The organism is Bradyrhizobium genosp. SA-4 str. CB756, from assembly GCF_000473125.1.
In the GTDB taxonomy this organism is placed as follows: domain Bacteria; phylum Pseudomonadota; class Alphaproteobacteria; order Rhizobiales; family Xanthobacteraceae; genus Bradyrhizobium; species Bradyrhizobium arachidis.
Map to the genome: position 1 here is coordinate 7,567,513 of NZ_KI421499.1, position 23,099 is coordinate 7,590,611.

The 23,099-nt window shown below is 65.4% G+C and carries 22 protein-coding genes; 8 read left to right on the plus strand and 14 right to left on the minus strand.

Annotation, left to right across the window (positions count from 1 at the left end; all coding sequences use genetic code 11):
• Window positions 1-104: 104 nt before the first annotated feature.
• Genes BRAGE_RS0136615 through cobS form a run of 4 tightly spaced genes read right to left on the minus strand, consistent with a single transcriptional unit; the run spans window position 105 to window position 4,491 of the window.
• Window positions 105-1,178, minus strand: a complete 1,074-nt coding sequence (locus BRAGE_RS0136615; protein WP_027565033.1) for an esterase-like activity of phytase family protein — start codon at window positions 1,176-1,178, stop codon at window positions 105-107.
• On the minus strand, window positions 1,175-3,082 hold the full coding sequence (cobT, locus tag BRAGE_RS0136620; RefSeq protein ID WP_027565034.1) for a cobaltochelatase subunit CobT: 1,908 nt from the start codon (window positions 3,080-3,082) through the stop codon (window positions 1,175-1,177). Before cobT ends, BRAGE_RS0136615 begins: the two co-directional genes overlap by 4 nt.
• Complete coding sequence (locus BRAGE_RS0136625; RefSeq protein ID WP_027565035.1) at window positions 3,079-3,489, minus strand: GNAT family N-acetyltransferase; 411 nt, start codon at window positions 3,487-3,489, stop codon at window positions 3,079-3,081. The genes cobT and BRAGE_RS0136625 overlap by 4 nt, the downstream gene beginning before the upstream one ends.
• A 3-nt stretch (window positions 3,490-3,492) precedes the next feature.
• Entirely contained in the window at window positions 3,493-4,491 is a 999-nt protein-coding gene (gene cobS / locus BRAGE_RS0136630) for a cobaltochelatase subunit CobS (RefSeq protein WP_027565036.1), read from the minus strand.
• 322 nt (window positions 4,492-4,813) lie between these two features.
• Here cobS and BRAGE_RS0136635 point away from each other — a divergent pair, with 322 nt between their 5' ends.
• Window positions 4,814-5,476, plus strand: a complete 663-nt coding sequence (locus BRAGE_RS0136635) for a DedA family protein (RefSeq protein ID WP_027565037.1) — start codon at window positions 4,814-4,816, stop codon at window positions 5,474-5,476.
• A 171-nt stretch (window positions 5,477-5,647) separates the two neighbouring features.
• On the opposite strand, the gene BRAGE_RS0136640 is transcribed toward BRAGE_RS0136635, so the two are convergent.
• Complete coding sequence (locus tag BRAGE_RS0136640; protein WP_027565038.1) at window positions 5,648-6,862, minus strand: citrate synthase family protein; 1,215 nt, start codon at window positions 6,860-6,862, stop codon at window positions 5,648-5,650.
• Window positions 6,863-6,941: 79 nt separating this feature from the next.
• On the opposite strand from BRAGE_RS0136640, the gene BRAGE_RS0136645 reads away from it, so the two are divergent.
• Both BRAGE_RS0136645 and BRAGE_RS0136650 read left to right on the plus strand, forming a co-directional pair.
• Window positions 6,942-8,036 (plus strand): citrate synthase/methylcitrate synthase, encoded by a 1,095-nt coding sequence (locus BRAGE_RS0136645; protein ID WP_027565039.1) that lies wholly within the window; start codon window positions 6,942-6,944, stop codon window positions 8,034-8,036.
• 328 nt (window positions 8,037-8,364) lie between these two features.
• Complete coding sequence (locus BRAGE_RS0136650) at window positions 8,365-9,306, plus strand: IS110 family transposase (RefSeq protein WP_028146478.1); 942 nt, start codon at window positions 8,365-8,367, stop codon at window positions 9,304-9,306.
• A 72-nt stretch (window positions 9,307-9,378) separates the two neighbouring features.
• Here BRAGE_RS0136650 and BRAGE_RS0136655 read toward each other — a convergent pair whose 3' ends face one another.
• A complete protein-coding gene (locus tag BRAGE_RS0136655) occupies window positions 9,379-10,014 on the minus strand; it encodes a J domain-containing protein (RefSeq protein ID WP_027563445.1) in 636 nt (211 codons plus the stop codon).
• Between the two features lie 105 nt (window positions 10,015-10,119).
• Here BRAGE_RS0136655 and BRAGE_RS0136660 point away from each other — a divergent pair, with 105 nt between their 5' ends.
• A complete protein-coding gene (locus BRAGE_RS0136660) occupies window positions 10,120-10,389 on the plus strand; it encodes a BolA family protein (protein WP_027563446.1) in 270 nt (89 codons plus the stop codon).
• Window positions 10,390-10,552: 163 nt separating this feature from the next.
• Here BRAGE_RS0136660 and BRAGE_RS0136665 read toward each other — a convergent pair whose 3' ends face one another.
• Genes BRAGE_RS0136665 through BRAGE_RS0136675 form a run of 3 tightly spaced genes read right to left on the minus strand, consistent with a single transcriptional unit; the run spans window position 10,553 to window position 13,655 of the window.
• A complete protein-coding gene (locus BRAGE_RS0136665) occupies window positions 10,553-11,857 on the minus strand; it encodes an HlyC/CorC family transporter (protein WP_027563447.1) in 1,305 nt (434 codons plus the stop codon).
• Window positions 11,858-11,886: 29 nt separating this feature from the next.
• A complete protein-coding gene (aroB, locus tag BRAGE_RS0136670; protein ID WP_027563448.1) occupies window positions 11,887-13,035 on the minus strand; it encodes a 3-dehydroquinate synthase in 1,149 nt (382 codons plus the stop codon).
• Complete coding sequence (locus tag BRAGE_RS0136675) at window positions 13,032-13,655, minus strand: shikimate kinase (protein ID WP_027563449.1); 624 nt, start codon at window positions 13,653-13,655, stop codon at window positions 13,032-13,034. Before BRAGE_RS0136675 ends, aroB begins: the two co-directional genes overlap by 4 nt.
• Before the next feature lie 162 nt (window positions 13,656-13,817).
• Between BRAGE_RS0136675 and BRAGE_RS50865 the strand changes: the two genes are divergently transcribed.
• The 4 genes from BRAGE_RS50865 (at window position 13,818) to BRAGE_RS0136695 (ending at window position 18,262) form a co-directional block, all read left to right on the plus strand.
• A complete protein-coding gene (locus BRAGE_RS50865) occupies window positions 13,818-13,964 on the plus strand; it encodes a hypothetical protein (protein WP_035730492.1) in 147 nt (48 codons plus the stop codon).
• A gap of 17 nt (window positions 13,965-13,981) precedes the next feature.
• On the plus strand, window positions 13,982-14,968 hold the full coding sequence (gene xerD / locus BRAGE_RS0136685) for a site-specific tyrosine recombinase XerD (RefSeq protein ID WP_027563450.1): 987 nt from the start codon (window positions 13,982-13,984) through the stop codon (window positions 14,966-14,968).
• Between the two features lie 322 nt (window positions 14,969-15,290).
• Window positions 15,291-16,253, plus strand: a complete 963-nt coding sequence (locus BRAGE_RS0136690; RefSeq protein ID WP_027563451.1) for an acetyl-CoA carboxylase carboxyltransferase subunit alpha — start codon at window positions 15,291-15,293, stop codon at window positions 16,251-16,253.
• A gap of 491 nt (window positions 16,254-16,744) precedes the next feature.
• Window positions 16,745-18,262 carry a L,D-transpeptidase family protein gene (locus tag BRAGE_RS0136695; RefSeq protein ID WP_051378590.1) on the plus strand — a complete coding sequence of 506 codons (1,518 nt, stop codon included), beginning with the start codon at window positions 16,745-16,747 and terminating at the stop codon, window positions 18,260-18,262.
• Window positions 18,263-18,470: 208 nt separating this feature from the next.
• On the opposite strand, the gene BRAGE_RS0136700 is transcribed toward BRAGE_RS0136695, so the two are convergent.
• The 5 genes from BRAGE_RS0136700 to BRAGE_RS0136720 are packed head-to-tail and all read right to left on the minus strand — an operon-like array spanning window position 18,471 to window position 23,067.
• Window positions 18,471-19,166 carry a branched-chain amino acid ABC transporter ATP-binding protein gene (locus BRAGE_RS0136700; protein ID WP_027563453.1) on the minus strand — a complete coding sequence of 232 codons (696 nt, stop codon included), beginning with the start codon at window positions 19,164-19,166 and terminating at the stop codon, window positions 18,471-18,473.
• The gene (locus BRAGE_RS0136705; RefSeq protein WP_027563454.1) at window positions 19,159-19,890 is read right to left on the minus strand and encodes an ABC transporter ATP-binding protein; all 732 of its coding nucleotides are present in this window, start codon (window positions 19,888-19,890) and stop codon (window positions 19,159-19,161) included. The genes BRAGE_RS0136700 and BRAGE_RS0136705 overlap by 8 nt, the downstream gene beginning before the upstream one ends.
• Window positions 19,880-20,983, minus strand: coding sequence for a branched-chain amino acid ABC transporter permease (locus BRAGE_RS0136710; protein ID WP_027563455.1), 1,104 nt, complete (start codon window positions 20,981-20,983; stop codon window positions 19,880-19,882). The genes BRAGE_RS0136705 and BRAGE_RS0136710 overlap by 11 nt, the downstream gene beginning before the upstream one ends.
• A gap of 6 nt (window positions 20,984-20,989) precedes the next feature.
• Window positions 20,990-22,207, minus strand: a complete 1,218-nt coding sequence (locus BRAGE_RS0136715; RefSeq protein WP_027563456.1) for a substrate-binding protein — start codon at window positions 22,205-22,207, stop codon at window positions 20,990-20,992.
• A gap of 2 nt (window positions 22,208-22,209) precedes the next feature.
• Window positions 22,210-23,067, minus strand: coding sequence for a branched-chain amino acid ABC transporter permease (locus tag BRAGE_RS0136720; protein ID WP_027563457.1), 858 nt, complete (start codon window positions 23,065-23,067; stop codon window positions 22,210-22,212).
• Window positions 23,068-23,099 lie beyond the last annotated feature (32 nt).

Below are 23,099 nucleotides of genomic sequence, written 5' to 3' on the forward strand. Positions count from 1 at the left end.
TATGTAGCGGACTCGTACGCGCGAGTTCAATCTCCGCTGCTAGCGCCCACCTCCGCTGTCGTCCCGGGTTCGCGCTTCGCACGCCCCGGGACGACAGCGGAGAATTACTCCACCAGCGTGAACTGCAGCAGCAGCGTCCGTTGCAGCAGCGAGAAATTGTCGTCCGACACCAGCGTCAGCACGGTCTCGCCCTCGGCGGTGACGTGGGCGTCGATGCCTTCCATGTTGTCGATCTCGTGGCCGAGATCGGCGGCGAACAGCGCGGGGCCGTCGACCACCGCGCCCGGCGCGATGGACTTCAACGGAATTGAGCGGATGCGGATGTTGACGCCGGTGAACCAGGAGAATTTGCGTTCGAGGATGAGCAGCTCGCCGCTGGGCAGCAGCACGGCATCGCTGATGTCGAACTTGTCGGTGCGGCGCACGCTGAACTGGCCGGGCCTGGGACCGCCGATCAGGAACGCCATCAGATTGCCGTCGGCATCGAGCCCGCGCTCGGAGAACGCGATCAGGGTGCCGGCCAGCGGCTGGCCTTTCGGCACGAAGATCAGCGCCTCCAGCCCCTTGTTGCTCGGCAGCTTGCGGATCGCGGCCGGCGTCGGCACCACCTCGCCGCGCGCCCCGATGCCGCCCTTGGCGAAATCGAAGCGCATGATCTGGTTGACGCGCTCGAGCCCGACATAAAAGACATTGCCGTCACGCGCGAGCGACTCGGTGTCGTACCAGTAGCGCGTCTCGGTGATCGGCCTCCCCTCGCCATTGAGCATCGGCGCCGCCTCGACATTGTCGAGGGCGACCATCTTGCCACTGGCGTAACGGATGCTGCCGGTGAACCAGCTGCCCTGGTCGGACAGCGCGAGGAAGCGCTCGCCCTTCGTGTCGAGAAAACGGAGCGCGGACAGGCCGCCGAAACCGCGATGCGGCGAAGTCAGCACGAGGCCGCTGCGATATTCCAGCGAGCCGAAGCGCACGTGCGAACGATCGCGCGGCTCGAACGAGGGGATCTGCCGCGCGTTGACCTCGATGCTGACGGGCGCGGTGACGGCGTGCTCGACCTGCGCCGGACGCAGCGCCGGCTCGCTCGCAGGCTGCGCCCGCGCAAGTCGCGGGATTGCTAGAATGGAAAATCCCGCCGCCGCGTGGCCGAGAAGGCTGCGGCGGGATGGTTGCGTGCTCACGAATGCAATTTGCGTCGCGGGCGACCGGCCGGCTGGGTTGGTGCGGTGTTGGTCTCGCTGAAGAGCTCGGCGAGCTTCTCGGTGATGGCGCCGCCGAGTTCTTCCGCGTCCACGATCGTCACCGCGCGGCGATAGTAGCGCGTGACGTCATGGCCGATGCCGATCGCGATCAGCTCGACCGGCGAGCGGGTCTCGATCTCCTCGATGATGTGGCGCAGGTGCCGCTCGAGATAGTTGCCGGGATTGACCGACAGCGTGGAATCGTCGACCGGCGCGCCGTCCGAGATCATCATCAGGATCTTGCGCTGCTCGGGCCGGCCGAGCAGGCGCTTGTGCGCCCAATCCAGCGCCTCGCCGTCGATGTTCTCCTTGAGGAGACCCTCGCGCATCATCAAGCCGAGATTCTTCCGCGCACGGCGCCAGGGGGCATCCGCCGACTTGTAAATGATGTGGCGGAGATCGTTGAGGCGGCCGGGATTGGCCGGCTTGCCGGCGGCAAGCCACGCCTCGCGCGATTGCCCGCCCTTCCAGGCGCGCGTGGTGAAGCCCAAAATCTCGACCTTGACGCCGCAACGCTCCAGCGTGCGCGCGAGGATGTCGGCGCAGGTGGCGGCGACCGTGATCGGGCGTCCGCGCATCGAGCCGGAATTGTCGAGCAGCAACGTCACGACGGTGTCGCGGAACGTCGCCTCCTTCTCGTGCATGAAGGACAGCGGGTGATAGGGATCGGTGACCACGCGCGACAGGCGCGCGGGATCGAGGATGCCCTCTTCGAGATCGAACTCCCAGGCGCGGTTCTGCTGCGCCATCAGCCGGCGCTGCAGCCGGTTGGCGAGGCGGGCGACGATACCTTGCAGATGCGCGAGCTGCTTGTCGAGATAGGCGCGCAGGCGCTCCAGCTCGTCATGGTCGCAGAGGTCTTCGGCGGAGATGACCTCATCGAATTTCGGCGCGAAGGCGTGATATTCCGGCCCGCGCGGCTCGTTCTTGCCGTGCGCGTTCGGACGCGTCGCCTCGCCCGGCGTCTCGTCGTCGCCGAGCTCGCCGTCGTCGAAGGTGTCGGAGGTCGACGCCTGCGCGCTTTCCATGGCGCTCTCGCTCATCTCCTCGGATGAGGCCTGCGCCTGGTCTGCGCTCATCTCCTGCGCGGCATCGGAATCGGGCGAGCCCTCGGCGCCGGACTGATCGTTGTCGCCGTCCTGGTTCTCGTCGTTCTCGTCATTGTCCTCGCTATCGGCGTTGCGCTCGTCGCCGAGCTCGAGCGCCGACAAGAGATCATGCACGGCATCGCCGAACCGGGTCTGGTCCTCGACCACGCCGTCGAGCCGGTCGAGCCGCCTGCCGATCTTGTCTTCCAGGATGGGACGCCAGAGATCGACCATCTTCTTGGCGGCCGCAGGCGGCGCCATGCCGGTCAGGCGCTCGCGCACCAGCATTGCCAGCGCGTCGGCCAGCGGCGCGTCGGCGCGGTCGGTGATCTCGTCGAACTTGCCGCGGTGGAAATGGTCGTCGAGCATCGCGGTGAGGTTTTTGGCAACGCCTGCCATGCGGCGCGCGCCGATCGCCTCGACGCGGGCCTGCTCGACCGCCTCGAACACGCCGCGCGCCTGCGGATTGCCGGGCATCAGCTTGCGGTGCACCTTGGGATCATGACAGGCGAGCTTGAGCGCGATGGAATCGGCGTGGCCGCGCACGATCGCCGCATCGCGCTTGGTCATTTTCCGCGCCGGCTCCGGCAACCGCGCCTTGCCGGGGGCAAGGCCCGGGCGCTCGGCCGCGAACGAGACATCGAGCTCGGGCGCCTTGGCGATCGCCTTGAGACAGGAGGCGACCGAGCGCTTGAACGGCTCGGTCGGCGCTTCCTTGGTATTACGGAATTTGGAGTTGGATGATGATGTGCTCATAGCGACTTCGTAAACGAATGGCGCGTCACGCCGCCGGGATAGCCGTCAAGAGTGCCGAATTCCCCGTACCCGCAGGAACGATAGAAGCCCGGCGCCTGGAAACTCATCGTATCGACATGGACCCGGATCGCGCCGAGCCGTCGTGCCTCGTCCTCGATCGCCGCGATCAGCTTCGTGCCATGGCCCTTGCCGCGCTGCTTCTGCTCGATCCAGAAATACTGGATGAACAGAACCGTGGACCAGAGGTGCCCGACGATGCCGCCGACGATCTTGCGGCCGTCCTTCAAGGCGACCGCGATGCTCTTGACCTTCTGCTTGCCAAACTTCTCGTCGTTGTAGGCGCCGAGCCCGGCGAGCACAGCCTTCTTGGTGGTCCCAATGGTGCGCTCGACGGAGACGGTCGGCATGGTCTAGCTGAGCGCCACGTTGACTGCCGATTCCGGCAGCTCCGCATTGAAGCAGCGCTGATAGAACTCGGCGACCAGGGGACGCTCGAGCTCGTCGCACTTGTTGAGGAAGGTGACCCGGAACGCGAAGCCGATATCGCCGAAGATGTCGGAGTTTTCGGCCCAGGTGATCACCGTGCGCGGGCTCATCACCGTCGACAGATCGCCATTGGCGAAGGCGTTACGGGTGAGATCGGCAAGGCGCACCATCTTGTTGACGATGTCGCGGCCTTCCTGGGTGCGATAGTGCTTGGCCTTGGCCAGCACGATCTCCACTTCCTCGTCGTGGCTGAGATAGTTCAGCGTGGTGACGATCGACCAGCGGTCCATCTGGCCCTGGTTGATCTGCTGGGTGCCGTGATAGAGGCCCGAAGTATCGCCGAGACCGACGGTGTTGGCGGTCGCGAACAGGCGGAACGCCGGATGCGGCTTGATCACCTTGTTCTGGTCGAGCAGCGTCAGGCGGCCCGAGACTTCCAGCACGCGCTGGATCACGAACATCACGTCCGGACGGCCGGCGTCGTATTCGTCAAACACCAGCGCGACGTTGTTCTGGAGCGCCCAGGGCAGGATGCCGTCGCGGAATTCGGTGACCTGCTTGCCGTCGCGGACCACGATGGAGTCCTTGCCGACGAGGTCGATACGGCTGATGTGGCTGTCGAGGTTGACGCGCACGCACGGCCAGTTCAGCCGGGCGGCGACCTGCTCGATATGGGTGGATTTGCCGGTGCCGTGATAGCCGGTCACCATCACGCGGCGATTGCGCGCATAGCCGGCGAGAATGGCGAGCGTGGTGGCGCGGTCGAAGCGATAGTCGGAATCGACTTCGGGCACATGAGGATCGACTTCGGAATAAGCCGGCACTTCGAGATCGCTGTCGATCCCGAACACCTGGCGCACCGACACCTTCATGTCGGGCAGACCGGAAACTTCCTCAACTTTGGACATGGCGGCGGTCGTCATCAATCCTCCGAGGCCCCGGGCGGTCCCGAGACCAGTTATTTGCACGTTGGCTGCGGCTGGGTGCGGCTGCGAACCTATCAGAGACAACGTGCCGGCAGAAGCCCGCGTGCCAATCAAAGTTCCGTTGTCTTTTCATTTAGATAGGTCAGGAACGCAGTTTTTGGAGGGCTGCCTTGCGAATCACGCTCGAATTTCGAACCTGAACGGCCATCCTGCCCGCGCAAATGGCACTTTTGCCGCCTGCCCTTACTTATGTAGGGTCCGAACCCCCGGGATAAACCCAAGGGTGAACCGAAGTCCACCCGACCGCCACAGAGACGACGTGACGTCCTTTCTCGATCCCCTCATCTCCTTCGTGTCAGTCCATACGTGGCTGGCCTATCTGACCCTGTTCCTGGCGGCGCTGCTGGAAGCCGTGCCTGTGGTGGGATCGGTCATTCCCGGCTCGACCATCATCCTGGCCTTGAGCGCCCTGGTTCCGGGCGGCGAGCTGAAGCTGCAATGGGTGCTGCTGGCGGCCGCGCTCGGCGCCGTGCTGGGCGACGGCTCGGCCTACTGGATCGGGCACCGGCGCCAGCGCGAGATCCTCACCGCCTGGCCGCTGACCAATTACCCGCGCGTGGTCGCCGAGAGCGAAAGCTTCTTCAAGCGCTTCGGCACCTGGGCCGTGTTCTTCGCTCGCTTCGTGCCCCCGATCCGCGCCTTCGTGCCGGTGACGGCCGGCGCGCTGGGCATGGCGCCGGCACGGTTTTATGCAGTGAATATCCCGGCGATCCTGGTCTGGGCCCCCGCGCATGTGCTGCCGGGCGTGCTGGCGGTGTCGGCCTTCCACCAATATTTCGGCGTGCCGCACCATGGGCATCCGTTCAAGCACATGTGGATTTTGACGGTGGTGGCGGTGGCGATCGTGGTGGGCGTGGCGCTGTGGATCTATCGCCGGCGGAGGGGTGGCGATGTGGCTGCGGCGGCCAAGCCGCCGGCGTAGCCGCCACATAACAGGTGTCGTCCCTGCGAACGCAGGGACCCATACCGCGTGATCTATCGATTGTGACCGGCTGGAGTACCGAACGACGAGTCTTCGCCAAACCGCTTCCTGGGATTATGGGTCCCTGCGTTCGCAGGGACGACAGCGGAGAGCGACGCGCTCACAGAGATTCTAGCTGCCTGCCCTCCTCCCCGGCGCCGGCCCGACATACCTCGCCCGCGGCCGGATCAACTTCCCGAACTGCAACTGCTCGCTGGCATGGGCGATCCAGCCGACGCTGCGGGCCATCGCGAACAAGGCGAGCTCGCTGCCAGCAGGGAGCCGCAGCGCGTGCACGAGCACCGCGAGCGCGTAGTCGATATTCACGAGCTCGCCGGTCGCCTCGATGATCCGCTCCGGCACTTCGCGGGTGAATTTTCGCGGTGCGCCGGCGCGGGCGAGCGCGTTCAGCAGCGATTGCGCGCGGGGATCGCCGCGCTTGTAGACGCCGTGGCCGAAGCCGGCAAAGCGCTCGCCGAGCGCGACGCGCTCGCGCACCATGGGCTCGACATCACGGTCGATCAGCGTCTTGACGAGCTGCGAGGCCAGCACGCCGGCGCCGCCATGCTTGGGGCCTTTCAGCGCAGCAAGGCCGGCAATCACGGAGTCATAGAGGTTGAGGCCGGTGGACGCCGCACAGCGCGCGGTGAAGGTCGAGGCGTTCAGCTCGTGATCGGCCAGCAGCACCAGCGCGCGGCGGATCAGATCGGGCGCGTGCTTATTGTCCGCCGCCCAGGCTTTCGCGACCTGCTGATGCAGCGGCTCGGCTGACGGCTCGGCGTTGAGCATGGTCGCAACCAGCAGCCGGACGATGCGCGCGCCGACCATGGCGCGGCCATCGGGCGCGCGGGTGAAGGCGCGGGGATCGGCACTGGCGGCAAGCGCCAGCACGGCGATGGCGCGGTCGATCGGCGCCGCCCGGCGCGCGGCTTCCGCGATCGCGCGCATCTCGTCGGACGTCGCAGGCTGATTGTCCGGCGCGAAGGGATCGACGTCGGAGACGTCCCAGAGCAGCGTTGCGGTGTGCTCCAGCGTGTCGTTCTCGGCGAGATCGACGCAGTTCACGCCGCGGTAGATCGCGCCCTCCTCGGTGATGGTCGAGATTTCCGTGTCCATCACCGGCAGGTCGGCATCGAAGCTGCGCAGGCCGCGCGGCTCCGGCGACGGCACCCGGCGCTCCTTCAGGGCACGGACGTCCTCGGCGCGGTAGCGGTTCTTGCGCGAGTCCGGCGTCGGCTCGGAGCGGATCAGGCCACGGCTGACATAGGCGTAGAGCGTGGCCGGCGAGATCGCGAGCTCGGCGGCGGCCTCCCGGGCGGAGAGGTAGAGCTCTTCGGAATTATTCATATTGATTTATGTAATCAAGATTGATCAATCTGTCGAGAGGGCCGATTTTCTCCGGGTGCAGTGCAAAGGAGATTGGGCCATGAACATCCACCTCACCAAAAGCCAGATCGGACTGGACGGCGTTCCTGCGGCCGAGACCGCGCTGAGCCATGTTGACGGCGAGCGCGGCGAACTGATCATCGCCGGCGAGCATGTCGGCCGCCTCGCCGCCAAATCGAGCTTTGAGGGGGTCACCGCCCGGCTCTGGAACGGCGCCAGCAAGACCGCGCTCACCGAAGCCAATGTCCGGGCGAGCCTGGGCGCAGCGCGCGACCGCGCGTTCGCGCGGCTGGACGAGCTTTTGCCGGCGACGCGCGGCATGGGCATCATCGACGGGTTCCGCGCGGCCGTCGCGGGGCTTCGCGCCGAGCACGGGCTGGAGCATGAAGCCACCATCGTCGGCGCGTTTCCGGTGATCGCCGGTGCGCTGGTGCGGCGCGCGAAAGGGCTCGATCCCATCGCGCCCGATGCGACCGTGAGCCACGCCGCCGATACGCTGCGCATGCTGCATGGGCGCGCGCCCGCATCGCGCGAGGTGACCGCGCTGGATGCCTATCTCGTCACGGCCAGCGACCACGGCATGAACGCCTCAACTTTCACCGCGCGTGTCGTCGCTTCGACGCAAGCCGATCTGTTCGCGGCCGTCACCGCCGGCTATTGCGCGCTCACCGGCCCGCTGCATGGCGGCGCGCCGGAGCCGGTGCTGGAAATGCTGGACGCGATCGGCTCGCGCGAGCGCATCCAGCCGTGGGTCGATGCGGCGCTGGCGCGCGGCGAGCGGATGATGGGTTTCGGTCACCGCGTCTATCGCGTGCGCGATCCGCGCGCCGACGTGCTCAAGACCGCGGTCGAGGCGCTGGCATCCAACGGCACCGATCTGCCGTTTGCCGGCGAGGTCGAGGCCTATATCCGCGAAGCCCTGCGCAAGAAAAATCCGGAGCGGCCGCTGGAGACGAATGTGGAGTTCTTCACCGCGATCCTGCTCGATGCGCTGGCGATCCCGCGGCAGGCGTTCACGCCGATCTTCGCGGTGGCGCGCAGCGCAGGCTGGACCGCACATGCGCGCGAGCAGCAGCGGACCGGGCGGCTGATCCGGCCGAGCTCGTCCTATGTAGGGGCGATGCCGGAGGCGTGAGGCGAGTAACGAGCGCAAGAGGCGGCGGCGGAGCCAAATACTCCGCTGTCGTCCCTGCGAATGCAGGGACCCATACCGCGTGATCTATCGGCGAGAGGCGGTGTGAATACCACGGGAAGACTATTTCACTACGAGTCTTCGCCAAACCTCTCCCTGGGGTTATGGGTCCCTGTGTCTTGGAAGTCTGTCAGGATGGGTTGGGCGGGAAGCCGTTGGGTCCTTGGCGCTTGACGCCGTGAGCCGGCTCGGTCTCCCGCCCGTTCCATTACCAACCTGAACAGTTGCACGAGGCTGCGCCAACAGACCTCGCATCACAGGGACAGGCACCGTGATCATACCCCTTCGTTGCGTCGGAATCGACGTCTCCAAACAATATCTCGATATCTTCGATGAAGGCCTGGGCGTGCCGGAGCGCATCGCCAACGCGACGCAGGCCATCACCCAGATCGCGGCGCGTTGGCGATGCGATGTGCTGGTCGTCTTCGAGGCCACGGGTGTTTATGACCTCGAGCTTCGCGAAGCGCTGAGCGAGGCCGGCATCCGTTTCGCCCGGATCAACCCGGCCCGGGCTCGTGACTTCGCGCGCGCCAGCGGGCAGCTCGCCAAGACCGACCCGATCGACGCGCGAATGCTGGCAGCCTTTGCGCGGGCCATGCAGCCAGCAACGGAGCCGACTGCCAATCCCGCCCGCAACGCCTTGGCGGGACTTGCAAAACGGCGAGATCAGCTGGTTCGCATGCGCGCGCAGGAGAAGAACCGGCGCAGCGAGACCGACGACCGTGCCATGGCCGAGCGCATCGGTCGCCTCATTGAAGTCCTCGACGGCGAGATCGCCGAGATCGAGGCCGACATCAGGGGACTAATCAAAGCCGAGCGAGAGATTGCGGACGATGCGCGATTGATGCGCTCACTGCCTAGCGTGGGTCCCGTGGCTTGCATGCAACTCATCGCGAAGATGCCGGAACTCGGACATGTGGGAGCCAAGCAGATCGCGGCGCTCGCCGGCCTGGCTCCCTTCAACGTCGACAGCGGAGCCTTCCGCGGCAAACGCAAGATTGCCGGCGGCCGAAAGCGCGTCCGTGACGCCCTCTACATGGCTGCGCTCAACGCGGTTCGCAGGGCCGATCCGTTCAAGGCCTTCTACGCACGGCTGCGACGGGCCGGCAAACCAGCCAAGCTCGCCCTCATTGCCGTCGCCAGGAAGCTGCTAACGGTCCTCAATGCCATGATGCGTGACAGAAAGCCGTACCTGAAAGCCAACCCAACATAACAGTTGCCGGATCTGCGCTTCGCTTGTCCGGGACGACACCGAGAGTTTGGCTACGACTGTGGCCGCGAAGCCCTACGCCTCGCGCACCACCGTCTTCAGATAATTATACGCCTTGATGATCTCGATCAGGCGATCCTCGGTGGAGCGGTCGCCGCCATTGGCGTCGGGGTGGTGCTGCTTGACCAGCGCCTTGTACTTGGTCTTGACGTCGGCGAGCGTGGCGTCGGGGCCGAGGCCCATGACCTGGAGCGCCTTGCGCTCGGCGTTCATCACCTTGCGCGTCTCGGCCTTGGGCTGGGCATCCGGGCCCTTGCGCCAGTTGGCGCGGCCGTTGATCTCGCTGAACATGCTGAACGGATCGAACGCACCGTCGATCTCGGCTTCCGATCCCTTCTTGACGCCGCCATTGGCGCCCATCTTCCAGGTCGGACGGTGACCGGTCAGCGCATCCTTCTGATAGCGCGCGACGGCGTCGGCATTCATGCCGGAGAAGAAATTGTAGTTCTGGTTGTACTCGCGCACATGGTCGAGGCAGAAGTGCCAGTAGTCGCGCTGGTTCTCGCGCCCCTTCGGCGCGCGGTGCGAGCCCTTGTTCTGGCATCCGGCCCATTCGCAAGCGACCACGGTCTCGCGCGGCTTCGCTTCCGGCTGCTTGCCACGCGGCTTGACGCGGATGGAGTCGAAGAACTTTGATGAATCGATCGGCATGGCTGACTTTGACTACGCAATGCAAAAACCTTCAAGTCTTGACATTGCAATTAGCTGACCACCCCGGCAATTGACGGGGCGCTTGCGCACGCTTTAATGGCACTCATGGTTATGAAAGATACTATCAGCAACAAGTTGCAGGAAGCTTTCACGCCGGAAAGCCTGCAAGTCGTCGACGAGTCACATTTGCATGAGGGTCACGCCGGCCATCGGCCGAGCGGCGAGACGCACTTCCGGGTGTATATCGTATCTGAAGCCTTCAAAGGGAAGAGCCGGGTCGACCGCCACCGCATGATAAATTCGGCGCTGGCCGCGGAACTTTCCGGCAGCGTGCACGCGCTCGCGATACACGCGCAGGCGCCGGGGGAAGGCTGAGGTTCTTCACCCTCCCCGGAAGGCCTCGCACATAATCGAAAATGGTCGTCATGCCCGGGCTTGTCCCGGGCATCCACGTTCTTCGTTCGGTTATTAAGGCGTGGATGGNNGGGTCAAGCCCGGCCATGACGATGTGGAAGCTGCAGTGCTTACGACTGCCGCGTCAAAACGACGTCCCGGCCCGTCTCGGCTTTGCCTCTTCCAGCTCGGCCTCGCGCGGCACCGGTGAAATACGGAGCGCGGTGATGCGGTTGCGTTCGCGGCGGAGGACGCGGAAGCGGAAGCCGTGGAACGTAAAGCTCTGGCCGCGGTCGGGGATCGAGCGCGCCTCGTGAATGACGAGGCCGGCGACCGTGGTTGCCTCTTCGTCGGGCAGATGCCAGTCCATGGCGCGGTTGAGATCGCGGATCGGCACCGAACCGTCGACCACCACCGAGCCGTCAGGCTGGGCGCGCACGCCGGCGACGACGACGTCGTGCTCGTCCGAGATGTCGCCGACGATCTCTTCCAGAATGTCTTCCAGCGTCACGAGACCTTCAACCTCGCCATACTCGTCGACGACCAGCGCGAAATGGGTCTTGCGGCGGCGGAACGCCTTGAGCTGCTCGGACACGGGCCGCATCTCCGGCACGAACCAGGGCGGCAGCGCGATGGTGGAGACGTCGATGCGCGAGGTGTCGCCGTCGGAGGCGCGGATCGCGCGCAAGAGGTCCTTGGCGTGGAGCACGCCGATGATGTTCTCCGGCTTCTCGCGCCAGAGCGGGATGCGGGTGTATTCGGTCGCCAGCACCTCACGCACCAGCTCTTCCGGCGGCAGATCGGCGTTGATCATCATCATCTCGGTGCGATGGATCATGACGTCGGAGACCTGGAGCTCGCGCAGGTCCAGGAGGCCGCCGAGCATGTCGCGGTCCTGCTTCTCGACCTTGCCCTCGTGGTGCAGAAGGTCGACCGCGCCGCGCAGGCGCTCGGTCGGCGACAGGATGGCCTGGTGCTCGCCAGCGAGGCCGAAGAGGCGCATCAACACGCGCACGATGACTTCGACGATTCTGAGCAGCGGCCCCAGCACGTACATCGTCAGCCGCATCGGGCGCGCGACTGCGAGCGCCATGCGGTCGGGCGCGTTGATCGCGATGGTCTTCGGCAGCACTTCCGCAAAAATCACGACCAGCGCGGTCATCACGCCGGTGGCATAGAGCACGCCGACGTCGCCGAACCAGGCCGTAAAGATCGAGGTTGCGAGCGCGGAGGCGCTGATATTGGCGATGTTGTTGCCGAGCAGCAGCGCGCCGATCAGGCGCTCGCGCATGTCGAGCAGCTCAGAGACGACGTCGGCGTCGCGGTTACCCTGCTTGGAGAGCCTCAGCATGCTGGCGCGCGAGGCGCCGGTCAGCGCGGTCTCGCTCGCGGCGAAGAAGCCCGAGACGAGCAGGCAGATAATGACGATGGTGAAGCCGAGCCAGTCCATGCACCACTCAACAGAAGTTCAATCGCGCACTATGCCTTCTGCGCGAGCTTCTCTTTCAGGAAATCGCGCACCGGGGCCGGCTCGACATCCTTCGCGATCACCGCACGGCCTACGGCCTCGAGCAGGATGAAGGTGAGCTTGCCGCGCTTGACCTTCTTGTCCTGCGCCATCAGCGCCATCAGCGCGTCGGCGTCCGCGAGCCCTTCCTGCGCGAAACCCGCGATGTCCTGCAAGCGCGTCGGCAGGCCTGCCTCGATCAGGTGCCGCTCGACCCGTGCCGCCTCAGTCTCGCCGATCATGCCGAGCTTCGCCGAGAACTGCGCCGCCAGCGTCATGCCGATGGCGACGCCCTCGCCGTGGAACAGGCGATCGGAGAAGCCGGTCGCGGCTTCCAGCGCGTGACCGAAAGTGTGGCCGAGATTGAGCAGCGCACGCTCGCCGGTCTCGCGCTCGTCGCGCGAGACGACGCCGGCCTTGGCCCGGCAGGAGGTCGCGATCGCATGCTCGCGCGCGGAGCCGCCCTTGAAGATGTCGGAATGGTTCTTTTCCAGCCAGGAGAAGAAGGCCTCATCCCCGAGCACGCCGTATTTGGCGACCTCGGCATAACCGGCGCGGAACTGCCGCGGCGACAGCGTGTCGAGCACGGCGGTGTCGGCAATCACAAGCACCGGCTGGTGGAAGGCGCCGAGTAGGTTCTTGCCCTGCGGCGAATTGATGCCGGTCTTGCCGCCGACGCTGGAATCGACCTGCGCCAGGAGCGAGGTCGGCACCTGCACGAAATCGACGCCGCGGCGCAGGATCGCCGCGGCAAAGCCGGCGAGATCGCCGACCACGCCGCCGCCGAGCGCGATAACGAGATCGTTGCGCTCGATTTTTGCGGCGATCAGGGCTTCGCTGACCTTTTCCAGGCCCGCGTACGTTTTCGAGATCTCGCCTTCCTCGACCACGATGCGCGAGGTCGGGATGCCGCTCGCCGCGAGCGATGCTTCCGTCGGCTCGAGCCAGTACTTTGCGACGGTGCGGTCGGTGACAACAGCCGTGCGCACGCCGGGGCGCAAGGCGGCGACGCGCTCGCCGAGCGAGGCCAGCACGCCGCGGCCGATGACGATGTCATAGGCACGGTCGCCGAGCGCGACGTCGACGTTCACAGGATCGGAATGCTGCAGGGGCGCGGTCATCGTACGGCACTCGCGACGTCGGCAGGTGGCGGGGCGGACTGCGCGCCGCAGAGATGGGCGTGCAGCGTCTCGATGGTCTCCTCGACGATCTTGTCGTGCGGCACGTCGCGCGAGGCGATGGTGAGGTCGGCATTGCCGTAAATCGGCTCGCGCTCGGTGAGCAGGCGCGTCACGGTTCCTTCCGGATCGGGCGTCTGGAGCAGCGGACGGTCGGCGCGGCGGCGGACGCGGCGCATGATGACGTCGTGGTCGGCCTTGAGCCAGATCGAGACCGCCTTGGCCGCGATGCGCTTGCGCGTCTCCTCGCGCATGAAGGCGCCGCCGCCGGTCGCGAGCACCAGCGGTCCGCCCTCGAGCAGCCGTGCGATCACGCGGGCCTCGCCGTCGCGGAAATGCGGCTCGCCATGGCGCTCGAAAATCTCAGGTATGGTCATGCCGGCCGCCGCCTCGATCTCGGTGTCGGCGTCGACGAAGGGCAGCTTGAGCCTGGCCGCCATGCGGCGGCCGATGGTGGACTTGCCTACCCCCATCATGCCGACGAGCACGATCGAGCGCGCGCCGAGCGCCGACAGGATGTCGGCCTCGGGGGACGCGGGAATCGGCAGGACGGCGTCGGACATGAATTTCGCTCAGGATCTCGCTCAATCTGCCGCCAAAGACGGCATGGTTTGGCCACCTATACGACCCTGCAGGGGGCCTCGCCAGAGGACTCTTGCCACGAAACGGCGAACATGTTGGATGATTTCATTGGTTAATTCGCCACGCCTCGAGACCCTAGCCCGATGCCCAGCCTGTTCCGCTTCCTGACGGTCGTCGCCGTGCTTGCCGGCATCGTCTATGGCGTGGTGTTCGCGCTGGCGAACTTCGTCAGCCCCAAGTCGCGGGAAATGACGGTGACGATCCCGCCGGATAAGTTTCTCAAGAAATAGGAGCTAGCCTCACGGGCATGCGCGCCAAATCTTCTGCCAGCAAGCCCTCAGATGCCAAGCTCACCGGCCTGTTCCTCGACATGCTCGCGGCGGAACAGGGCGCCGGCCCCAATACGCTCGATGCCTACCGCCGCGACCTCACCGATTTCTCCGAGTTTTTGGGCCGGGTCGGCCACAGTTTCGCGGATGCGGAGACGCAAACGCTGCGCGACTATCTCGCCGACCTCGACACCCGCGGCTTCAAGTCCACCAGCGTCGCCCGGCGGCTGTCGGCGATGCGGCATCTCTATCGATTCCTGCTGAACGAGCGGATCCGGAACGATGATCCCGCTGCGATCCTGTCCGGGCCCAAGCGCGGCCGCGGCCTGCCGAAGGTGCTGTCGATATCGGATGTCGACCGCATGCTCCGCCGCGCCAAGGAATTGAGCGAGTCGGCGGAGGCATCGCCCTCGAAACGGCTGCGCGCTTTAAGGCTCTATTGCCTGCTCGAGGTGCTCTATGCCACGGGCCTGCGCGTCTCCGAGCTGGTGGCGCTGCCGCGCACAGCGGCCAAGCGCGATGCCCGCATGATCGTGGTGCGCGGCAAGGGCAACAAGGAACGGCTGGTGCCGCTCAACGAGGCCTCGCGCCAGGCGATGGCGGATTATCTCGCGGCGACGGAGGCGGCCAAGGAAAACAACAAGGGCGAGAAGAAGAAAGACGGCCTCGCCGCCGCGAAATGGCTATTCCCCTCCTTCGGCGAGAGCGGGCATCTGACGCGCCAGCATTTTGCCCGCGACCTCAAGGAGCTCGCGGTCGCCTCAGGCTTGCAGGCCCGGCTGGTCTCCCCGCACGTGCTGCGCCATGCCTTCGCCAGCCACCTGCTCCACAACGGCGCCGATTTGCGTATCGTGCAGACGCTGCTCGGCCATACCGACATCTCGACCACGCAGATCTACACCCATGTGGTCGAGGAGCGGCTGAAGAGCCTGGTGCGCGATCTGCATCCGCTGGCGGAGAGGTGACTGTCGTCCCTGCGAAAGCAGGGACCCATACCGCGTGATCTATCTGTAACGGGCGGTGTTGGTACCGCGGGAAGATCAGTTCACTGCCAATCTTCGCCAAATTTCTCCCTGTGGTTATGGGTCCCCGCGTTCGCGGGGACGACAACGGAGGGAGCGAAACCGCCTTGACTTCGGCCACATCTCCGCAGAAAGAGCCGGGGCCTTTCGAGTGAACTGCCGCGCTTCCGACAGCGCACAGGTCAAGCCCTTGAAGAAGCTACACTTCTCTCATCGAGCCGAAATCCGCTTCGCCGCCTCGCCCGATCCTTCCTATATTGAGTTGATGCCAGACCAGATGCGCAGCTATCTCGACTTCGAAAAGCCCGTCGCCGAGCTCGACTCCAAGGTCGACGAGCTCCGGACGCTGGCGGCCTCCGGCACCGATATCGCCGAGGAGATCGGGCGGATCGAGGACAAGGCGGCGCAGGCGCTGGCCGACCTCTATCTGAACCTGACGCCGTGGCAGAAGACGCTGGTCGCGCGGCATCCGCAGCGGCCGCATTTCAACGACTTCATCAAGGGCCTGATCACCGAATTCACTCCGCTCGCCGGCGACCGCAAGTTCGGCGAGGACGAGGCGCTGGTCGCCGGCTTCGGCCGTTTCCGCGGCGAGCCGATCTGCGTCATGGGCCAGGAAAAGGGCGATTCCACCGACAGCCGCATCCGGCACAATTTCGGCATGGCGCGGCCCGAGGGCTATCGCAAATGCGTGCGGCTGATGGAGATGGCCGAGCGGTTCGGCCTGCCCGTGCTGTCGCTCGCCGATTCCGCCGGCGCCTATCCCGGCATCGGCGCCGAAGAGCGGGGACAGGCCGAGGCGATCGCACGCTCGACCGATGCGTGCCTCGCGCTGACCGTGCCGAACGTCGCCATCATCACCGGCGAGGGCATGTCGGGCGGCGCCATCGCCATCACCACCGCCAACAAGGTGTTGATGCTGGAGCACGCGATCTACAGCGTGATCTCGCCGGAGGCCGCCTCCTCCATCCTCTGGCGTGACGGCACCAAGGCGCAGGAAGCCGCCAACAACATGAAGATCACCGCCCAGGACATGCTCCGCTTCGGGGTGATCGACCAGATCCTGAAGGAGCCGGTCGGCGGCGCCCATCGCGACGCCGCCGCCATGATCGCCACCACGGGCGAGGCCATCGCCAAGGCGTTCGACGAACTGCGCAGCATGGACGGCGATGCCATCCGCAAGCAGCGGCGGCAGAAATTCCTCGATATCGGCCGGAAACTGGGCTGATTCGGGTTAGATTCGGTGCCGTAGGGTGGGCAAAGCGAAGCGTGCCCCACCATTCCCCATCGTACGAACAGCTCGTGGGCACGGCGCTTCGCGCCTTTGCCCACCCTACGGGACCTCCCCAGCCGCCCCCGGTAACCCCGCGTTAACCCTTTTTTTGCCCAAATCGGCGATCTCTGTACCGTTTTGGCCGAAAGGCCCAAGTACGGCCCAAAGTTGCGTCCATTTAGTTTCTGTTGACCATGCCACTGGGCCAACGCCCTCGTGATCCCTGCTCGGGTTGCGACCACATGACCCAGAGGTTAGAATTTTAATCAATGGCTTCAGGGCATAAGCGCTGGAGCGTGGTCTGAACGAGCCCGTCACGGCGGGTCGGTTTCCGGTCAGGTCACGCGCCAAACGTAGTGGGGTTCGCGCTCTCTGCCCGGCACGGTGTGGGGTCCATCTTGATTTCTCGTTCGCTTGCTCGCGCGCTCTTGGCTTCGGTTGCGCTGATGACGGCTAGTGTCCTGCTGGCCGGCTGCGATACCGACCAGGTCTCGCTCGCGACCAATGCCAAGGCCAATCAGCCGGTGCCGCCAAAGCTTCTCGCCGCGATGGTCGAGAAGAACATGGATCTGCAATCGCCGATCCTGGTGCGCCTGTTCAAGCAGGAGGCCGAGCTCGAGGTCTGGAAGCAGACCCGCAACGGCCAGTTCGCGCTGCTCAAGACCTATCCGATCTGCCGCTGGTCGGGCGATCTCGGCCCCAAGGTGCGCGAAGGCGACCGCCAAGCGCCGGAAGGATTCTATTCGATCAATCCGAGCCAGATGAATCCGCAATCGGCGTACTACCTGTCGTTCAACACGGGTTACCCGAATGCGTTCGACAAGGCTTTGGGCCGCAGCGGCTCGCAGCTGATGGTGCATGGCGATTGCTCCTCGCGCGGCTGCTACGCGATGACCGACGAGCAGATCGCCGAGATCTATTCGCTCGGCCGCGAATCCTTCTTCGGCGGCCAGAAGGCGTTCCAGCTGCAGGCCTATCCGTTCAAGATGACGCCGGTGAACATGGCCAAGCACCGGAACAATCCGAACATGGCCTTCTGGAAGATGATCAAGGAAGGCTATGATCATTTCGAGGTGACGCGGCAGGAGCCGAAGGTCGATTTCTGCGAGAAGAGGTACGTGTTCGACGCGGCCAAGCCGGCCGACGCCAAGCGCGATCCGGTGTTCGACGCCTCGGCAAAATGCCCGGCCTATGTGATCCCCGAGGACATCGCCAGCGCTGTGCGCGAGAAGCAGCAGCAGGACGAGGCCGCCTACGCGAAACTCGTCGCCAAGGGCACGCCGGTGGCGCGCATGAACACCGGCATCGACGGCGGCATGAACAAGATCTTCGCCTCCAAGATTCCGGAGGGATCGACCGGCCTGTCCGAAAGCGCCGAAGGCTCGACCCTGGAAATGCTGGCGATGGCCAAGGCGCCGGGCACGATCCCCGGGCACGTCAATCCGCCCAAGCCCAATCTCGATGCCGTCGCCACCGCGCCCGCGAGCCAGGAGCCGGTCGTCGCCGTCAGCGCACCTGCGACCAACACCCGCGTTGCTGCAGCTCAGCCTGCCGAAAAGTCCCAGGAGAAATCCCAAGGCGGCTTCTTCTCGAATCTCGGCCGTAAGATGGGCCTCGGCACCGCCGACACCACGGCGACGACGACGCCTCCGCCGCAAGCCACCGCGTCCGCCGCTCCGGCTACCACGTCCACGACGCCGCCGACCGCAGCATCCCGGCTGAAGGCCGCAGTGACCCGTTTCGTGCCGGGCCACGACAAATCCAAGGACGCCGCGAAGGACGTGCCGAAGCCGGCGGTCGCCGCCGCCAAGCCCACTGAGGCTCCGAAGCCCGACACGCGCCTCGCCCAGACGCGCCCGACGCTGAAGCCGTCGGTGAGCGATGGCGCGAGCGAGCAGATGGCCGGCGCAGCGCCCGTGGTGTCATCGAACTCATTCGACAGCCGCTTTGGGGCGGTGAAGTAAGGGCGCTCGTTCTTCCGGTCTTGGTCGACCGACGATCTCTCACCGTCACCCTGAGGCACTCGCGCAGCGAGCCTCGAAGGGCGACGGCCCGGCTGCGGCAGCGGGGGCCGCCCATCCTTCGAGGCTCGCTCCGCTCGCACCTCAGGATGACGACGGGACCGGCAAGGTGCCGCGGCGAGATGCGGCTGCGGAACGGGCGACGCGTCCCCTACGGCGCCAGATACCGCATCAGCTCCGGATTGCTCCTTACCTCACCTGCCTCGCCTTGCAGGGCGACCCGTCCGCGGTCCAGCACGTACGCGTAGTCGGCAACGCGCAGCGCGAGGTCGAGGTGCTGTTCGACGATGATGACGGCGATGTCTTTCGCGAGCGCGATCAGGCGCTCGGTGATCTCCTCGATCACGCCGATCCAGACGCCTTCGGTCGGCTCGTCGAGCAGCAACAGCTTTGGATCACCCAACATCGCGCGGCCGATGGCGAGCATCTTGCGTTCGCCGCCGGAGAGCGTGCCGGCGGGCTGGTCGAGGCGCTGGCCGAGCTTGGGGAAGATGGTCAGCACGCGGTCGACCGCGCTGGCATCCTTCTTCGCGAGCGAGCCGACGGCGAGATTGTCGCGCACCGACAGGCGCGCGAACACCGAATGCTCCTGCGGCACATAGCCGATGCCGGCGCGCACGCGTTCCTGGGTCGCGCGACGGCTGATGTCGCGGCCGTCGAAAGCGACCTCGCCCTTCCATGCCGGCAGCTCGCCGACGATGGTCTTCATCAACGTGGTCTTGCCGGCGCCGTTGCGGCCGAGCACGGCGACGCCGCCGCGCCAGGGGATGCCGAGGGTGACGTCGAACAGGACCTGGCTGCGGCCGTAGCCGGCATCGAGATGCTTGATGTCCAAAAATTCAGGCACGGCGCAGATAGATCTCCTGGACGGATTGGTTGGCCTGGATCTCGGACACGGTGCCCGACGCCAGCACCTTGCCCTGGTCGAGCACGGTCAGCCGATCGCAGATGTCGCGGATGAAATCGAGATCGTGCTCGACGATGACGAGCGAGCAATGCCTCTTGATCGGCTGGAGCAGTTCGCCGGTCACACGGCGCTCCTCGAGGCTCATGCCGCCGGTCGGCTCGTCGAGCAGCAGCAGCTTTGGCTTGCCCGCGAGCGCCATCGCGATCTCCAGCCATTGCTGCTGGCCGTGCGACAGGGCCGCTGCCGCATCGAAAGCGCGGTTCGCAAGCCGAAACTGCGTCAGCATGGTCATGACCTGGTCGTGCAGCGCGCCGCGGGTGCGCGAGAACACGAGGTCGAACAGCGAGGACTGCGCCTGCAACGCGAGCAGAATGTTGTCGTAAAGGGTCAGCGAGGGCAGCACGCTGGTAATCTGGAATTTCAGGCTCATGCCAGCGCGGGCGCGCTCAGTCGGCGTGAACGCGGTGATGTCGGTGTTGACGAAGGAGACTTTTCCCTGGGTCGGCACCTCCGCGCCGGCGATGCACTTCATCAGCGTGCTCTTGCCGGAACCGTTCGGGCCGATCAGACCATGAAACTCGTTCTCCCCCACGGTGAGCGCGGCGCCGTCGAGCGCCGTGAGCTTGCCAAAGACCTTCTTGATGCCGGCAGCTTCAAGGAGCATTGCGCTTCTCCTTGGCGCGGGCCCTGGGTTTGGCACCAAAGCTGCCGACCCGCTCGCGCTCGCCGAGCACAAAGCTGATCAGACCGAGCGGCCGGAACAGGATCACCAGCAGCAACAACACGCCCAGAATGATCGGCCAGATGTCGCGATAATTGTCCGAGAGCCAGAAGCTGACGCCCTCGACGATGATAGTGCCGATGACGGCGCCGATCAGCGTGCCGGAGCCGCCGAACAGGACGTAGAGCACCACTTGCGTGGAGACGACGACGCCGACCATGTTAGGCCAGACAAAGCCCTCGTGGAAAGCATAGAGGCTGCCGGCGAGGCCTGCGATGGCGCCGCCGATCGCAAAGATGATGGCCTTCAGGTGCTGCGCCTTGTAGCCGAAGAAGGCAATGCGCTGCTCGTTCTCGCGCAGGCCAGCGAGCGCGAGGCCAAACTGCGAGCGCACCAGGAAGCGGCAGAACAGGTAGACGACGACGAGGATGCCGAGCACGAGATAATAGAACGCCGGTCCCTCCGTGAACTCGTAGCCACCGAGCGACATCGGCGCGATCGAGGGGATGCCGTTCTGGCCGCCGAGATAGTACCAGCCGCGCGCAAGGCGATCGGCGGCGTAGGAGCCGGTGAGCGTGCCCAGCGACACGAAGATCACGCTGGAGGGGTGCCTGCCCAGCAGCAGGAAGCCGCCGAGCAGCAGTGCGAAGGTGAGGCCGATCAACGTCCCCGCGGGCAGCACCAGGAAGATGTTGGTGATGTCGAGGTCGCGCGCCAGCAGCGCCACGCCATAGCCGGCCGAGCCGAAGAACAGGGCCTGGCCGAAGCTCATGATGCCGGCATAGCCCCAGACCAGATCGAACGACAGCGCGAACAGTGCAAGGATGATCACGCGCGTCGCGAACACCGTGAGGTAGTCCTGCAGCACCAGCGGCGCGATCAGCGCGGCGACGAGCACCACGCCCTCCACGATCGGCAGCACTTTTCGCCCCGATACGGCCTCAACCGCCGCTCCGCTGCTACCCATTGCGACGTCCATATACCCGCCGATCTCGGCGGGGATGGCCTGTTTCACTGCGCCCATCGACTTCGACATGCGATCTTAGCATTCCTTGGGATCGACCAGACCCTCGCTGCGCGCGACGATCTCGTAGTTCCCGCCCTTGGCGACCGCGGTGTACATCTTCATCTTGCAGTGCCGCTTGCCCGGCACCATTTCGGCCGGCCCCCCGGGGCCTTCGGCGATCTTGGCGTGATCGAGCGCGGCGGCGACCGACTCGCGGTCGATCTTGCCGGCTTCCTTCACCGCGGCTTCCCACAGCTTCAGGCCACGATAGGTGCCGGTCGCAGCGCTGCCGGCCGCGAACAGGAAGTTGCCCGGAAAATCCTTCTCATAGGCCGCCTGGATCTTGGCGTCGAACGGGTTCTCCTTGGTCAGCACCTTGAAATAGTCGAGACAGCTCGCGAGGCCCTCGATCTCGCTGGCCTGATTGATGTTGAGCGTGTTCTCGTCATAATAGACGCAGGCGAGGCGCCCGCCGTTCTTGAGGAAGCCGGCCTCATAGAGCTGCTTGAAGAAGGGGCCGACACCCGGCGGAATCACGGTGTTGAAGACGACATCGACCTTGTTGGAGATGATGCGGTTGACCGTCGCGGAGAAATCGACCTGGTCGAGCGGATAGTATTCCTCGAACACCACCTCGCCGCCGTTCGATTCAATCACCTTGCGGGCATAAACGTTCAGCGTGTGCGGCCAGACATAATTGGCGCTCGGCAGCGCGAATTTCTTGCCGCCGTTCTTGATCAGCCAGGGGATGAACTCGTCGCATTGCTGCGCCGGCGTCGGCCCGGTGCAGAACAGGTACGGGGTGCACTCCTTGCCCTCGTAGAGCTGCGGATAGATGTAGAGCGTCTTGCCGCGTGCCACGATCGGGTCCTTGATCGCGTTACGCATCGACGAGGTGATGCCCCCCAGCACCATGTCGACCTTGTCGCGCTGGATCAGCTTGCGGACGTTGCCGACGGCGACGGATTCGTTGGAGGCGGTGTCCTCGATGTAGAGCTCAAGCGGACGGCCGAGCAGGCCGCCGGCCGCGTTGATCTCCTTGATCACCATTTTCGCGACGTTGGCGTCGGCGTTGCCCGCATAGGCGATCGGGCCGGTGAGATCGGTCGCAATACCGACCTTGATCGGGGCTTCCGCGGCATTGGCCCAGGGCGCCGGGATCACCCAGCTCCCGACACCGGTTGCGACCGCACCGGTCGTAAAGGCGAGATTGGAGAGAAAGCGTCGGCGCGTAAGATTGCGATCTGCAAACATGACTAAACCCCTTTTCCAGCGATGAGGCCCTGTGGCCGGAATTTGATGAAGACAATGGCGAGAACGAAGACGAGGACGTCGGCGACGACGGGCGCCATGATCCATGGCAGCGCGGCGCTGAGCGTGCCGATGACACCGGCACCCGCAACCGGCCCGATGAAGGAGCCGACGCCGCCGACCATCACCGCGACAAAGCCCTGGATCAGGAAGCGCAGGCCGAGATCGGCATAGAGGCTGAACACCGGTACGATCAGCGCGCCGGCGAGGCCGGCGAGCGCGGAGCCGAAGGCAAACGTGGCGCCGTACATCAGCGGCGTGGAAATGCCGGAGGCCCGCGCCAGCGACGGATTTTCCAGCGTCGCGCGCATGCGCAAGCCAAAGCTGGTGCGCGACAGCAGGAGATAGCAGCCCGCCATCACCAGCAGCGTGATGACGATGATGGTGAAGCGCCAGGCCGAGATATGGATCGTGCCGAAATCGATCGAGCCGCCGATCGGCTCGGGGACGGTGAGGTAGAAGCCGCCGATCAGGCCGCGCACGGCCTCGCGGATGATCAGGCCGAGCGCGTAGGTGCCAAGCATCGCCACGATCGGCGCGGCGTAGAAGCGGCGGATGATCAGCGCCTCCAGCACGAAACCGAGCGCGCCGACCACAAAGGGCGCCGCGACCATGCCCGCCCAGATCGGCAGGCCCTTGGCATAGGCGAGATAGGTGATGTAGGCCCCGAGCAGGACGAACTCGCCCTGCGCGAAGTTGAAGATGCCCATCATGCTGGCGATGATCCCAAGCCCCAGCACGATCAGAACGATGATCGCGCCGAAGCTCAGGATTTCGAACGCCGCGACGAACGCGTTAGCCATGCCGTGCCGTTCCGTCCGCCAGTGTCAACGTC